At 69.6% G+C, this 12,852-nt stretch carries 12 protein-coding genes; 8 read left to right on the forward strand and 4 right to left on the reverse strand.

Annotated elements, in window-relative coordinates; genetic code table 11:
• Positions 1-78 precede the first annotated feature (78 nt).
• Positions 79-870 carry a GntR family transcriptional regulator gene (locus E3O32_RS15150; protein ID WP_134510667.1) on the forward strand — a complete coding sequence of 264 codons (792 nt, stop codon included), beginning with the start codon at positions 79-81 and terminating at the stop codon, positions 868-870.
• A gap of 44 nt (positions 871-914) precedes the next feature.
• On the opposite strand, the gene deoC is transcribed toward E3O32_RS15150, so the two are convergent.
• Positions 915-1,607, reverse strand: coding sequence for a deoxyribose-phosphate aldolase (gene deoC / locus E3O32_RS15155; protein ID WP_134510668.1), 693 nt, complete (start codon positions 1,605-1,607; stop codon positions 915-917).
• Between the two features lie 222 nt (positions 1,608-1,829).
• On the opposite strand from deoC, the gene relB reads away from it, so the two are divergent.
• Positions 1,830-2,249, forward strand: coding sequence for a type II toxin-antitoxin system RelB family antitoxin (relB, locus tag E3O32_RS15160; protein ID WP_241975010.1), 420 nt, complete (start codon positions 1,830-1,832; stop codon positions 2,247-2,249).
• Positions 2,250-2,339: 90 nt separating this feature from the next.
• On the opposite strand, the gene E3O32_RS15165 is transcribed toward relB, so the two are convergent.
• Complete coding sequence (locus tag E3O32_RS15165; RefSeq protein ID WP_134510669.1) at positions 2,340-2,714, reverse strand: YccF domain-containing protein; 375 nt, start codon at positions 2,712-2,714, stop codon at positions 2,340-2,342.
• Positions 2,715-3,060: 346 nt separating this feature from the next.
• Here E3O32_RS15165 and E3O32_RS15170 point away from each other — a divergent pair, with 346 nt between their 5' ends.
• Positions 3,061-3,471 carry a DUF3253 domain-containing protein gene (locus E3O32_RS15170; RefSeq protein ID WP_134510670.1) on the forward strand — a complete coding sequence of 137 codons (411 nt, stop codon included), beginning with the start codon at positions 3,061-3,063 and terminating at the stop codon, positions 3,469-3,471.
• A gap of 17 nt (positions 3,472-3,488) precedes the next feature.
• On the opposite strand, the gene E3O32_RS15175 is transcribed toward E3O32_RS15170, so the two are convergent.
• Together E3O32_RS15175 and E3O32_RS15180 are read right to left on the reverse strand one after the other, a co-directional pair.
• On the reverse strand, positions 3,489-4,196 hold the full coding sequence (locus E3O32_RS15175) for an esterase/lipase family protein (protein ID WP_241975012.1): 708 nt from the start codon (positions 4,194-4,196) through the stop codon (positions 3,489-3,491).
• Between the two features lie 8 nt (positions 4,197-4,204).
• On the reverse strand, positions 4,205-5,038 hold the full coding sequence (locus tag E3O32_RS15180; protein ID WP_134510671.1) for an alpha/beta fold hydrolase: 834 nt from the start codon (positions 5,036-5,038) through the stop codon (positions 4,205-4,207).
• Positions 5,039-5,226: 188 nt separating this feature from the next.
• Between E3O32_RS15180 and E3O32_RS15185 the strand changes: the two genes are divergently transcribed.
• The 5 genes from E3O32_RS15185 to E3O32_RS15205 all read left to right on the forward strand — a co-directional run bounded on the left by E3O32_RS15185 (position 5,227) and on the right by E3O32_RS15205 (position 12,839).
• Positions 5,227-5,637 carry a DUF2256 and DUF3253 domain-containing protein gene (locus E3O32_RS15185; protein ID WP_134510672.1) on the forward strand — a complete coding sequence of 137 codons (411 nt, stop codon included), beginning with the start codon at positions 5,227-5,229 and terminating at the stop codon, positions 5,635-5,637.
• Positions 5,638-5,909: 272 nt separating this feature from the next.
• A complete protein-coding gene (locus tag E3O32_RS15190) occupies positions 5,910-7,361 on the forward strand; it encodes a DUF3375 domain-containing protein (RefSeq protein ID WP_134510673.1) in 1,452 nt (483 codons plus the stop codon).
• On the forward strand, positions 7,358-8,107 hold the full coding sequence (locus tag E3O32_RS15195; protein WP_241975014.1) for a DUF4194 domain-containing protein: 750 nt from the start codon (positions 7,358-7,360) through the stop codon (positions 8,105-8,107). The genes E3O32_RS15190 and E3O32_RS15195 overlap by 4 nt, the downstream gene beginning before the upstream one ends.
• Positions 8,104-11,496 carry an ATP-binding protein gene (locus tag E3O32_RS15200; RefSeq protein ID WP_134510674.1) on the forward strand — a complete coding sequence of 1,131 codons (3,393 nt, stop codon included), beginning with the start codon at positions 8,104-8,106 and terminating at the stop codon, positions 11,494-11,496. The genes E3O32_RS15195 and E3O32_RS15200 overlap by 4 nt, the downstream gene beginning before the upstream one ends.
• Positions 11,496-12,839, forward strand: coding sequence for a Wadjet anti-phage system protein JetD domain-containing protein (locus E3O32_RS15205; protein ID WP_134510675.1), 1,344 nt, complete (start codon positions 11,496-11,498; stop codon positions 12,837-12,839). Before E3O32_RS15200 ends, E3O32_RS15205 begins: the two co-directional genes overlap by 1 nt.
• Positions 12,840-12,852 lie beyond the last annotated feature (13 nt).

Consider the following 12,852-nt stretch of genomic DNA (forward strand, 5'->3'; position numbering starts at 1 on the left):
CTTCGTCTATGCAGTATGAGGTTATACCTCTCGGGTACCATGTCAAATGTGATACGTTCGGCGTGACAAGGAGGTCTCGTGACGACCCGTTTGGAACCGCACCCGTTCTTGCACCAGCAGCTCCACCTCACCGTCGGCCAGCCGATTCGAGTCGCCGTCTACACGCGGCTCGCGGATGGAATCCGCTCCGGCGCGTTTCGGCTCGGCGAGATGCTGCCGAGGGAAACGGAGCTTTCGGCCATGCTCGGCGTCAGTCGCACACCCGTACGCGAGGCGCTGATGCTCCTCGAAGAAGACGGGTTACTGGTCACCCGTCGCGGAGTTGGGCGATTCGTCACGGACTCTATCCCGCACGGCGGACTGGAGCAGCTGCAGCCATTTGAGATCGCCTTAGCCGAACCGAACACGACGTTGACTGTCCAGCCGGGGCGCTTCGAGTTGGAAGGGGTTACAGACTTCGTGTCCCACCGACTCTCGCTCGACCCGGCTGCCAACGCCTGGATCCGCGAGAGCGTCTTGCTGCAGGATGGCGTTCCCGTTGCCACTGTGCAAGAGCATCTCCCCGCTGGGCGCTACCTCAGTGATGTGAGCGCGCGAATCGCATCCGAGCTCTCGGAGATCGCCGCTGAACCACGAACACTCCTCGCATCCATGCAGGCCAACGGCCACGTCTTCACAAACGGCGTGTGCCAGATCGTCGCAACCGAGGCCGGCCCCACGCGAGCGAAACCGCTGAACATAGGGCCGTCAGCGGCGGTCCTCATCCTCACCCAGACAGCGGAGCACGGCGGAGTTCCGATTTACGCCGCGAAATGTGTCGTCGCGCCCGGTCACGGGTCACTCTCGGTCAGGCAACACAACCCGAACTAGTGGTGCTTCGGCGGGGGCAGGCCGCGGCGAGCCGGCGTGGACGCCTAATAGGCGCCGGTCAGGACCGGTGTGGCGCCGCTGAGCAGTGCGGCGCTGCCGGAGACGCCGAGGCGACTCGCGCCGGCGGCCAGCATGGCGAGGGCGTCATCGTAGCTGCGCACGCCGCCCGACGCCTTCACTTGGGCCCGGTCGCCCACGGTCTGCTTCATCAGGCGCACCGCGTGCACGGTCGCCCCGCCGGCGGGGTGGAAGCCGGTGGAGGTCTTGACGAAGTCGGCGCCCGCGGCCACGGCGGCCTGGCACACGGAGATGATCTCGGCGTCCGTCAGCGCCGCGGATTCGATGATGACCTTGAGCACCTTTGGGGCCGGGATGCTCGCGCGCACGGCGGCGATATCGGCCTGCACGTCGTCGAAGCGGCCGGCCTCGGCCGCACCGATGTCGATGACCATGTCGATCTCGTCGGCGCCCTGCTCGATGGCGAGCGCGGCCTCGGCGGCCTTGATGACGCTGTGGTGCTTGCCGCTGGGGAAGCCGCAGACGACCGCGACCTTGAGGTCGGCGTCGGCGGGGATGGTGAGCGGCAGCATCGACGGCGAGACACAGACGGAGTAGGTGCCGAGCCTGATGGCCTCGGCGATGAGTGCGGTCACGTCTGCGGCGGTGGCCTCGGGCGTGAGCAGGGTGTGGTCGATCTGGCGGGCGACGCTAGCGGCGTCGGGGGAGAGGGAGGTCATGAGGTGCGTCCTTGGTTGGTGATGAGTTCGAGGGTGCCCGGCGGCGTGGCGGCGAGGGCGATGTGCGCGGCGGCGTTGACGCATCGAGGTGGATGCCGCGGCGGCGCGGGGCCGACGGCGGACTCAGCAGATTCTTCACCGGGCGCCACGCGCCCGTCGAGTCCCTACCGACGATACCAAGCGTCGCTGTGGCTTACCTCCACGGCTCGGCGGGCACGGAGGGTGGCGGGCAGTCCCGGGTCGCGGCGCTCCAGCTTCGAATGCGGGCTCGACGCCGTGCGTGCGCTCGTCATCCGGCAGAAGGCGCAGCACCCCTGGGACTTCGTATTTCTCGGCGCGGAATATCGCCGACCCCTGCAAATGCGAGATTCCTTCGGATATCTGGAGCGCGTGAGATACTTGTATCTCAAGGAGGTTCACGTGGCCATTTCAGTACGACTGTCTCCCGAGGATGAACAACGTCTCGAGCAGCTCGCGGCGCGCACGGGGCGCTCGAAGACCTTCTACGTTCGCGAGGCGATCCACGAGCATCTCGATGACCTGGAAGAACGGTATTGGGCCGATCGGGTCATTCGTGAGTGGGAAGAAACCGGAAAGAAGAGCAAGCCTGCGGATAAGTTGTGGGCTGAACTCGGGATATGAGTCGCCGAGATTCACGACGACGTGCTGGTTTTGATCGCAGTCGGACTGGGGCACCGGTCCGAAATCTATCGGAAGGGTTAGGCAGAGAGTTTACGGCAGGTCGACGATCTGCTTGCCGAGCGGCAGGAGCGCGACCGGGATCAGCTTGAAGTTGGCGATCCCGAACGGGATGCCGATGATCGTGATGCAGAGCGCGATGCCCGAGACCAGGTGGGTCAGGGCGATCCACCAGCCCGCCAGCACCACCCAGACGAGGTTGCCGAGGAAGGAACCGACGCCCGCGTTCGGCGTGTTGACCACGGTCTTGCCGAACGGCCAGAGCGCGTAGACGCCGATCCGCGCCGCCGCGATTCCCCAGGGGATGGTGACGATGAGCACGAACATGATGAGCGCCGCCAGCATGTAGCCGAGGAACAGCCAGACGCCCGAGAGCAGGAGCCAGATGAGGTTGAGGAGGGTCTTCATGATGGGTTCATTCTCTCAGCACCCTCGCCGACTACGTGCGTGAGATCGCCGGGTCCGGTTTTCCCGGCATCCGTGGTGCATGTGCGTGCAAATGCAGGATGAGCGTGGCCTGGGGCCTGGCGATGGGGTTCGCGGGGGTAGTCATCCTGCAAACGGGCGCGGCAGGTCAGTGCGCGCGGAGCGGCTGAAGAGGCTGTCCGTCTTCCAGAGCACCTTCAGCGCCTGCCGATCGACGATGCATTGGCCACGAGTTGTGGGCAGCTCGCCGTCGTCGTCGCAAAGAGCGGTCGGCCACCGCCGGCAGCAGGCCGGCGCGCGCGCTCCAGTAATCGCGCAGGATAGAGGCATGGCCCACCGTCAACGAAAATCCGCTGATTCTGACCCCGCACGGGGCGGGGCCGACAGGACGTGCGCGTCGTGCGGGCGGCGAATCGAGTGGCGCACGAAGTGGGCCGGCAGCTGGGATTCGGTGAAGTACTGCTCGGCCGCGTGCCGCGGACAGGGCGTCAACGCGACCGATCTCCGGCTGGAAGAAACCATCGCACTGCTGCTCAGTGCGCGGGCGCAAGATGCGACCATCTGCCCGTCCGACGCGGCGCGAGCGATCGGCGGCGAGGCGTGGCGCGACCTCATGGAGCCTGCCCGACGAGCCGCCCGGCGCATGGTCGCCCGCGGCGAACTGCAGATCACGCAAGGCGGAACGGTGGTGGATCCGTCCACCGCGAAGGGTCCGATTCGGTTACGGCGGCCGCGGTAGCGCTCCCGTCAGTGGCGTCAGGCCGCCGGCGCCGCGGCATCCGTCACCGCGTCGAGCACTGCCCGCGCGGTCGTCGGGTCGCCGAGGATGCGGAAGTGCCCGCCGATGCTGAGCCGGATGTTGCGGGCGCCGGCGAGTTCACTGCCCTCGGGGATGTGCGGGTCGAACACCCCGTAGATGGAGGTGATGCGGTGGTTGACCCGGTGGTCCAGGCCGAGGCCGTGCAGGGCTACATTGGCGGGGGCGAAGGCACGGATGCTTGGCACGACCCAGTAGCGCGCATAGCGGGAACCGGCGAAGGGCGCGCTGATCGCGACCATTCCGGTCACCCGATGCTCGGGGTCATCGGTCGTCATGAGCCGCTTGCCGATCAGGCCGCCCTTGCTGTGCGCCACGATGATGACGCCGGTCAGGTTCTCCCGTTCGAGGTGGGCGGCCACGGTCGCGGCGGCCTCCGCCAGGGAACGCCGGTTGCGGCCGAGCGCCGGCACCACATGCACGGGATGCCCGTGGTCGTGCAGAGTCTGGATCAGCGGCCGCATGAACCGCCAGGATTCGTACACCCCGGGGATGATGACGATCGGGGCCCGGGCACCGGAGCGGAAGTCCGTCGGCCGGGCACGGGAGAGGAAAGCGCGGGTCTGCCCGGTCACCGCGTAGGCGTAGTCGAGCAACCACCACCTGGCCTCGCGCAGCCGGCGACTCAGCAGACGGGGGTTCAGCACACGGTGCCTCATGGGGCCGGCCGCGCGACCGGCGGATGCCGCCGGACGTGTTCCTCGATGCGGGCGGCGGTCTGCGCGGCGGCGCTGTGGTGCACCAGGTGCCGGTGCCCCGGGACTTCCAGGAGTTGCCCGTGTGGCGCGGCGGCCGCCAGCACAGCACACCAGTCGCTGCCCGAGACGGGATCGTCGGAACCGCGGACCACGAGGGTGGGGGAACGCACCTCACGGAGGGCCAGGTCGGTGCGGTAGTCGAGCATGGGGACGAGCTCGGTGGAGAACCAGCGCGGGCCGCACTCGAGGTAGTCCTGGAACACGATCAGATTCCCCGACGGCGACTCCTTCACCACATCCCGGGTCAGGCCCATCGCCTGTTGCACGGCGGTCGCCCGGCGGGGGTCGGTGACGGGGCCGATCAAAACCAGGTGGGAGACGGCATCCGGTCGCTGCCGGGCCAGCTCCGTGACGAATTGGGCACCCATCGAATGACCGACCACGACCACCCGCGGCACCTCGAGTTGATCGAGGAGCCGGCCGAGCAGGGCGCCGTATTCTTCGATCGCGACCGGCCGCCCGGGCTTGCGGGTGCCGCCGAATCCGGGGAGGTCGACCGAGAGCGTGTGGCCGGTGGCGGCCAGGCTCGTCTGCATCCGGCGGTAGTAGCGGTGCGACGCCCCGATGCCGTGCACCAGCAGATAGGTCGGCGCGTCCGGCCTCGGGGTCGGTGCAGTGCTCGTCAGGGAGTGCACCGTGAATTGGTGCCCGTCCACCTCGGTGCTGCGGCCGCGGGCGGTCACGGCGTCTTCGCGCCGGCGTTCGGCACTCGACCGGTCGGTGCGCGTCACGGGGGTTTCCTTCGGGTTCAGGTCGAGAATCCTAGCGCCCTGAGGGGGCGGCCGGTCTGAGAAGTCGCGGGCGGGGACATCCGTCACTGATAAGACGGCTCCCGGCTGGATTCGTCACGCCCGCGGCGCCGATCGGTGGTCTGGCCGGAAGGATGCCCAGGCCCCCGCAATCCCGCAGGATAGAAGGCATGGCCCACCGTCAACGAACACCCACCGATCCTGACGCCACCGGTGGCCGGGCGGTCAAGACGTGCTCCTCGTGCGGGCGGCGCATCGAGTGGCGCGCGAAGTGGGCGAACAACTGGGATTCGGTGAAGTACTGCTCGGCCGCCTGCCGCGCTCATGGAGTCAGCGCGACAGACCTCCGGCTTGAGGAGACAATCGTTACGCTGCTCAGTGCACGGGCCACGGATGCCACGATCTGCCCGTCCGACGCGGCGAAAGTGGTCGGCGGGGAGGGGTGGCGCGAACTGACGGAACCGGCCCGACGAGCCGCACGCCGCATGGTCGCCCGCGGTGAACTGCAGATCACCCAGGGCGGCGCCGTGGTCGATCCGTCGACGGCGAAGGGGCCGATTCGGTTGCGGCGGGTGCGGTAGCTTGGCTGCGACCACGCGGCGAATGCGGGCCTTGGCGCTCTGACCCGCGCGTGGCGGGCACAACTCCTTCAAATTCTGCCTGCCCATTTTTCCGCTCGCGTAATCACGCGGAACGTGCCGGGAGTGTCACCGATTTGCAGGAGTTATGCACGGAGGGTGGACGTTCGAGCTCAGCTCAGCGACACGACCACCGATATCCCCGCCATGCGGCATGATTAATCGGGGGCCTCGTTCCTGTGCCCAGTAGCCCCGAGCCGAAGGAGGTGTGACCCGTGTCCGCTCTGAGTCAGACCCACGCGCTCAAACACCTTGTCGACACGGATGCCACCTGGCGGCTCCTGCGGGCCGACAACGCCCCCGTGATCGCGGCCCTGCTCAGCGAGCATCTCGGGGCCGAAAGCCGGCGTCTGCCCACCGACGAGCTCTACGAGCGCCTCGACCACGACCTCGAGGCGCTGCGCGGCCACGGCTTCGAGCTGCCGCAGAGCGCCCAGGGCTACTGCGCCGAATGGCGCAAGGCCGGCTTTCTCACCCGCCGCCCCGCGGAGGAAGCGCGCGGCGAGACGTTCGAGCTGGCAGCGGGCGCGCTGGGCGCCATCCGTTTTCTGGAGCAGCTTGCCGCGCCCCGGCAGACGGTCACCGAGTCGCGGCTGGCGAGTATCGGGGTGCAGCTGGGCCAACTGGCCATCGAGACCGATCCCGATGCCACCCGGCGGCTCGAGCAGCTGCACGCGCAGCGGGACCGGATCGACGCCCAGATCGAGCGGATCCATTCGGGCGACCTCGACACCCTCGATGCGGCCCGCGCGCTCGAGCGGGTGCGGGATATTCTCGCCCAGGCCGAGGATATCCCGTCGGACTTCGCCCGGGTGCGCGCCGAATTCGAGACCCTCAACCGTGACCTGCGGGCGCGGATCGTCGAATCCGACGACACCCAGCGCACCGTGCTCGATGAGGTGTTCCGCGGCGTCGACCTGATCGGCGAGTCCGACGAGGGCCGCAGCTTCGCCGGGTTCTCCGCGCTCGTGCTCGACCCCGCCGTGGGCGCGACGTTCGACGACGACATCGAGCGGGTGCTGGCCCGTGACTTCGCGGGTGAGCTGACCTCGGCGCAGCGGCGCTACCTGCGCCGCTTCATCGGCACCCTCAAGGACCACAGCGGCGAGATCCACGAGGTCATCACCGCGTTCGCCCGCGGGCTGCGCCGCTACGTGCAGTCCCAGGACTACCAGCGCGACCGGGTGCTGCGCGGGCTGCTGCGCACGGCGCTGGCCGCCGGCGTGGAGGCATCCGGGCACACCAGGCCCTACCAGCCGACGACCCTGCACCTGGAACTCTCGGCGGTGGCGCTCGGCAGCGTCGGCGCCATCCGGCTGCACGACCCGGCCGACCTCGACGCCGGCGCACCGATTGAGGAGCACGTGGCCGGCGTCGCCGACCTCGAGGCACTCCGCGCCCTCGCCCGCGCCACCGAGATCGATTTCGCCGAGCTCATCGGCAACGTGAATGCGGTGCTGGCCGAGGCGCCGCAGTGCACCGTGCGGGAGGTGCTCGAACGGCATCCGGTCAGCCAGGGTGTGGCCAGTGTCGTGGGACTGCTCACCCTGGCCGCTAACCAGGGCACCGCGCCGGGCGGCATCGAGACGGTGCGCTGGCTGGGCTCCGACGACAGGGCCCGCGCCGCCGACATTCCGATCTACCGCTTCACGGGGAGACTACTGTGACCGACGACTTCAACACCGAGACCGGCACCGGGTCCGGCTCCGCGACCGGCATCGGCACGGATGCCGCGCCCGCCGCCGCCCTCTGGCCCGGCGACACCGGCCTCATCGGCGAGCAGGCGCGGCGGGCGCTGCTCGAGCTGATCAAGGGCCCTTACCTGTCGGGCGTGAAGGCCCCCGCGCTGTGGTCGGCGCTGCTGGCCGACGAGGTGGGCATCCGTTCTCGCCTGCACGAGCTGTTCCTCGAGCTGGTCGTCGACCGGGTCGGCGAGTTCGCGTTCGTGCGCAATGTGAGCACGACCGAGCTCAAGCTACCGAGCACCGTGCGCACCGCCGCGCTCACCTTCCTCGACACGGCGATGCTGCTCGTGCTGCGCCAGATGCTGCTCGCCGGGGAGGGCGACGGCCGGGTGATCGTGGGGCAGGAGGACGTCTTCGAGCAGCTGCGGGTCTACCGCACGGCGGATCGTGACGAGACCGACTTCAACAAACGGCTGAACTCCACCTGGCTGAAGATGAAGAACACGCTGCGGGTGATCCACCAGGCCGGCGCCGAGGACCGGGCCGAGATCTCGCCCGTGCTGCGACTGATCGTCGACGCCGAGCAGATCGCGGCGATCAGCGGCGAGTACCGGCGGATCGCCGAGGGCGGGACCGGTCCTGACCTGAATGTCGGTGGTGTCGACGATGCTGATGCCGACCTCACGGATGACGCAACACCCGACCAGGCCGAGGAGATGACCGCATGACGATGCTCGAGATGACGGGCCTCGACGACTCGCTCGAGCCCGGAGCGCAGCCGGCCGCGAACGGGCCGATTCACGTGGGCCAGTGGCGGCTGGCCCGGGTGGAGCTGCTCAACTGGGGCACCTTCGGCGGGCACCACCGCATCGACGTCGCCCGCACGGGGCACCTGTTCACCGGGGCGTCCGGCTCGGGCAAGTCCTCGCTGCTGGATGCGATCGGCACCGTGCTCACCCCCGACAAGTGGCTGCGCTTCAACGCCGCCGCCCAGGACTCCACCAGCCGCAACGACGACCGCACCCTGGTCAGCTACGTGCGCGGGGCGTGGAGCAAGGAGGCCGACGAAACCCTCGACCGCGCGGTGAGCACCTACCTGCGCAAGACCGCCACCTGGAGCGGCATTCTGCTCCGCTTCGAGAACGAACGGGATGCCCCGGTCACCCTGGCGCGCCTGTTCCACCTGCGCGGGTCCAGCGTCGACAAGGCCGACCTCAAGGACGCCTGCTTCATCGACCGGGTCGACGTGAGCCTGCTCGACTTTCGCGAGCACGTGGCATCCGGAATCGAGGCCCGGCGCATCAAGAGCGCCTGGCCGAACGCGGTCGTCACGACCACCGGGTCCCACGCGCCGTTCTACTCGCGCCTCCGCCGCCTGCTCGGCATCGGAAGCCTGAACGCCCTGCACCTGCTGCACAAGACCCAGTCGGCGAAGAACCTCGGCAGCCTCGACCAGCTGTTCCGCGACTTCATGCTCGATGAACCGGCCACCTTCGCCCGGGCCAAGAACGCCGTGGAGCAGTTCGGCGAACTCAACCAGGCCCACCAGCACGTCGTCGAGTTGCGCCGCCAGGCCGAGCACCTGAAAACGCTCGAGACATCCATCGCCGGCTACGAGAGCGCGGCGACCGCGGGAGCAGAGGCCGACCGGCTCAGCGACCTGATCGACCCGTTCCAGAACCGGCTGACCCTGCGCCTCGCCGAGGACGAACGCGGGCTGCTGCGCTCCGAGCAGGCACGCGCCGTCGACGACGCCCGCACCACGGATGCCTCCCTCGCCGAGGCCGCCGAACTGTTGCGCGCCGCCGAACGCCGGGCCCTGCAACTCGGTGGGTCCGATGCCGCCCAGATGCAGGAACGCGTGAACGACGCGGTGAAGGATGCCGCGGCCACCGCCACCCGCTGGAGCCGGTTCGCCGAAGAACTCGCCGGCGTCGGCGTCGACGGTGCCCCCACGAACGGTGAGGAGTTCGCCGAACTCGTCGAGTCCTCCCGCCGCGCCCTCGCCGAGACGGCGCCCGCCGCCGCCCACGAGCACGGCGACTACGAGCAGTACTCCGCGGCGAAGCGAGAGCTCGCCGCGATCGACGGCGAGCTCACCGAGATGCGCACCCGCAAGAGCAACCTGCCGGCGGCGCTGCTGCTCGCCCGCAAGCGCCTGGCCGAGGAACTCGGCGTCACCGAGTCGGCCCTGCCGTTCGCCGGCGAGCTGATTGAGGTGCTGCCCGAGTTCGCCGACTGGAGTGGCGCGATCGAACGGGTGCTGTTCCCGATCGCGAGCGCGCTGCTCGTGCGCGACGACCACCTCCCCGAGGTGCGGCGCCGGGTGGAGGCCCGCAACCTCGGCGCCCGGCTGGTCTTCGAGGCGGTGCCCGCCGTCGCCGACCAGCCCCGGGCCGCCCGCACTTCCCGGTCGCTGCTGCACCGCATCCGGGTCAGCGACGGACCGTTCCACGACTGGCTGCAGGCGCGCGTCGCCGCGGAGTTCGACTTCGCCTGCGTCGACAGCCCCGACGAACTCGACACCGTCGACCGGGGTGTGACCATCGGCGGGCAGGTGAAGAAGTCCGCCCGCCGCTACGAGAAGAACGACCGTCACCGCATCGACGACCGGTCCCAATGGATCCTCGGCGCCGACAACGAGGCCAAGGTCGACCTGCTCCTCACCCGGCGCCGCGACGCCGAACGGCGCAGGGACGAGGCCGGGGTGCGGCTCGCGCAGGCGGACGCCGCGAAGACGGCCGCCATCCGCCGCCGCACGGTGCTCGAACGGGTGGTCGGCCAGGAGTGGGCCGAACTGGACCGAGCGGCCGCCGACGAGCTCGTGCGCGCCCGGAACCGACAGCTCGAGGCCCTCACCACGGGCAACACCGAGTTGCAGGATGCCCTGGGCCTGGAGAAGCAGGCGCGCGAGAGCCGCCAGGGAGCCGACGCGCGTGCTCGCGAGGCCGCGCTGCGGGTGAGCCAGGTCAACGCCACCCTCGCCACGGTCGACGCGCTCATCGCCGATCTGCTTCTGCGGGCGCAGGACCAGCCCGGCGTGATGGGCGAATCCGATGTGGCCCGGCTGGAGACCCGGTACCGTTCGGTGCAACGCAAGATCGATCGCGGCAACATCGGCGAGGTCGGCCGCAAGGTGAGCGAGGTTCTGCACAAGGAATCGAGCGCCGCGCAGGCTCTGCTCCGGCGTGCGGAATCGGACTTCATCGCCGGTGCCAGCGCGTTCAAGGCGAAGTGGGCCGCGGCATCCGGCGACCTGACCATCTCCATCGACGACCGGGCCGGTTATCGTGCGCTGCTCTCGGGGATCCTCGAGCGGGGACTGCCCGAGCATGAGGGCAACTTCCTCAAGCTGCTGCGGGACAAGTCACGCGACCTGATCGGGCACCTGGCCTCGGACATCCGTGACGCCCCCAAGCTGATCGCCGACCGTATCGATCCGGTCAACGCGTCGCTGGGCCGGTCGCGCTTCGACGTGGAGCGTTACCTGCGCATCGAGGTGAAGACCCGGCGCACCCCCGAGGTGCTGCAGTTCATGGCCGACCTGAAGACCGTCGTCGACGGGGCCTGGGGCGAGGACACCCTGGCCGCCGCCGAGCAGCGCTTCGCCGTGCTGAACCGGCTGATGCAGCGGCTCGCGTCCAGCGAGAACGCCGACCTGGCCTGGAGCCGGCGCTGCCTCGACACCCGCCAGCACGTCACGTTCATGGCCCACGAGGTGGACCTGGCCGGGCGCACCGTGAATGTGCACGACTCGAGCGCGGGCCTCTCGGGCGGTCAGCGGCAGAAGCTGGTGATCTTCTGCCTCGCGGCGGCGCTGCGCTACCAGCTCGCCGCCGACGAAGACGAACTGCCGTCGTACGCCACGATCATCCTCGATGAGGCGTTCGACAAGGCCGACAGCCGCTACACCCGGATGGCGATGGACGTGTTCGTGGAGTTCGGCTTCCACATGATCCTGGCCACGCCTGAGAAGCTGTTGCAGACGATCGAACCGTATGTCGGCGGCATCACCTCGATCACGAATGCCTCCCGCAAGGACTCGCGCACCGCGGCCGTGATCTATCGCACCGAGGATGCCCCGCCGGGGCCCGCGCCCGACCGGGCTGAGCGCTGATGGCACCGGCGCGCGGGATGCTGACGGTCGCCGAGGCCAGGGCCCGCGCGCTCAAGAAGGTCACGGCCGACCAGCGCGACTGGGCGGCGCTCGGCGGTGAGGATGCCCTGCTCGAGATCGTGCTGCACCCGCCGACCGAGCGTTCCGCCCTCGCCGACCAGTCGGCGGCGATCGCCTGGGTGCGGGAATGGCAGGCGGTGGCCGGCGACGCTACGGCTCCGGCTGGGGTGGCTCCGGCTGGGTCGGTTGGGGTGCCTGCGCTGGTTGGGGCGGCTCCGGCTGTGCTGGCTCTGCCTGTGCTGGCTGTGCCTGTGCCGGCTCCGGCTGTGTCCGCTCCGGCCGTGTCGGCTCCGGCTGTGCCGGCTCCGGCCTTCTCGGTGACCTGGGGCGGTCGGCAGTGGCCGAGCCTCGGAGCGCAGTCCGTGCCCGAGCGGTGCGTGCTCCGGGGAGCGGATGCCATCGCCGCGTTCGCCGGGGCCGCTGCCGGCCAGGAGTGGAGAACCTTGCGCGACCGGGCGGCGGTGGTGCGCGGCGCGTTCGCCGGGCGGGCGGCATCCGTCGACGCGCTGGCGGCGGCGATCCGCACCCACGGGCGCACGCTTCAGCTGCTCGCGGAGGCGGACTTCAGCACCCTGGTGCTCGTCGTGGAGTGGCTCGCCGAGAACCCGGCCTCCGGCTGGCGCATTCGGCAGCTGCCGATTCGGGGGATCGACACCAAATGGCTCGAGCGGCACCGCGCGGTCGTCGAGAGCCTGCACGCGGCGGTCAGCGGGCGGCTCTCGCTGGGGCTGCTCGACGCGCCGACCATGGTGCGCGTGCGGTTCCTCGACCCGGCGCTGCGGCCCGGGGGGATCTGCGACGTGATCGCTCCGGTGGACGAGCTGGCGGCCCTGCCCGTCGCACCGAGCGTGGTCTTCGTGTTCGAGAACCTCGAAACGATGTTCGCGATGCCCGAGCTGCCCGGAGCCGTCGTCGTACACGGTGGCGGGTACGCGGCACCCCGCCTCGGCCGCATCCCCTGGATCCGGTCCGGGCGGATCATCTACTGGGGCGACCTCGACTCGGACGGCTTCGCCATTCTGCACGCGCTCCGCTCCCACTGCGCGGATGTCACCAGCGTGCTGATGGACGAAAAGACGCTGCTCGCCTACCGCGACCTCTGGGTGCCGGAGCCGAAGGCGGCCGCCGGAACCTATTCGACGCTGACGGCGGGGGAGCAGCGGGTGCTGGAGCGCATCCGTTCGGAGGGGAATGTGCGGCTGGAGCAGGAGCGGATCCCGTGGGAAGTCGCCCTGGAGCTGCTCGAGCGTGCCGTCGCGGAACGGCCGGCCGCCGCCAGGTAGCCCGGAGGAACAG

The organism is Cryobacterium mannosilyticum (assembly GCF_004402705.1).
GTDB lineage: Bacteria > Actinomycetota > Actinomycetes > Actinomycetales > Microbacteriaceae > Cryobacterium > Cryobacterium mannosilyticum.

Excerpts from the sequence above, each read along its gene's own strand:
- deoC (WP_134510668.1), bottom strand. The coding sequence starts at position 1,607 with ATGACCTCCCTCTCCCCCGACGCCGCTAGCGTCGCCCGCCAGATCGAC.
- E3O32_RS15165 (WP_134510669.1), bottom strand. The coding sequence starts at position 2,714 with ATGAAGACCCTCCTCAACCTCATCTGGCTCCTGCTCTCGGGCGTCTGG.
- E3O32_RS15170 (WP_134510670.1), top strand. The coding sequence starts at position 3,061 with ATGGCCCACCGTCAACGAAAATCCGCTGATTCTGACCCCGCACGGGGC.
- E3O32_RS15185 (WP_134510672.1), top strand. The coding sequence starts at position 5,227 with ATGGCCCACCGTCAACGAACACCCACCGATCCTGACGCCACCGGTGGC.
- E3O32_RS15200 (WP_134510674.1), top strand. The coding sequence starts at position 8,104 with ATGACGATGCTCGAGATGACGGGCCTCGACGACTCGCTCGAGCCCGGA.
- E3O32_RS15205 (WP_134510675.1), top strand. The coding sequence starts at position 11,496 with ATGGCACCGGCGCGCGGGATGCTGACGGTCGCCGAGGCCAGGGCCCGC.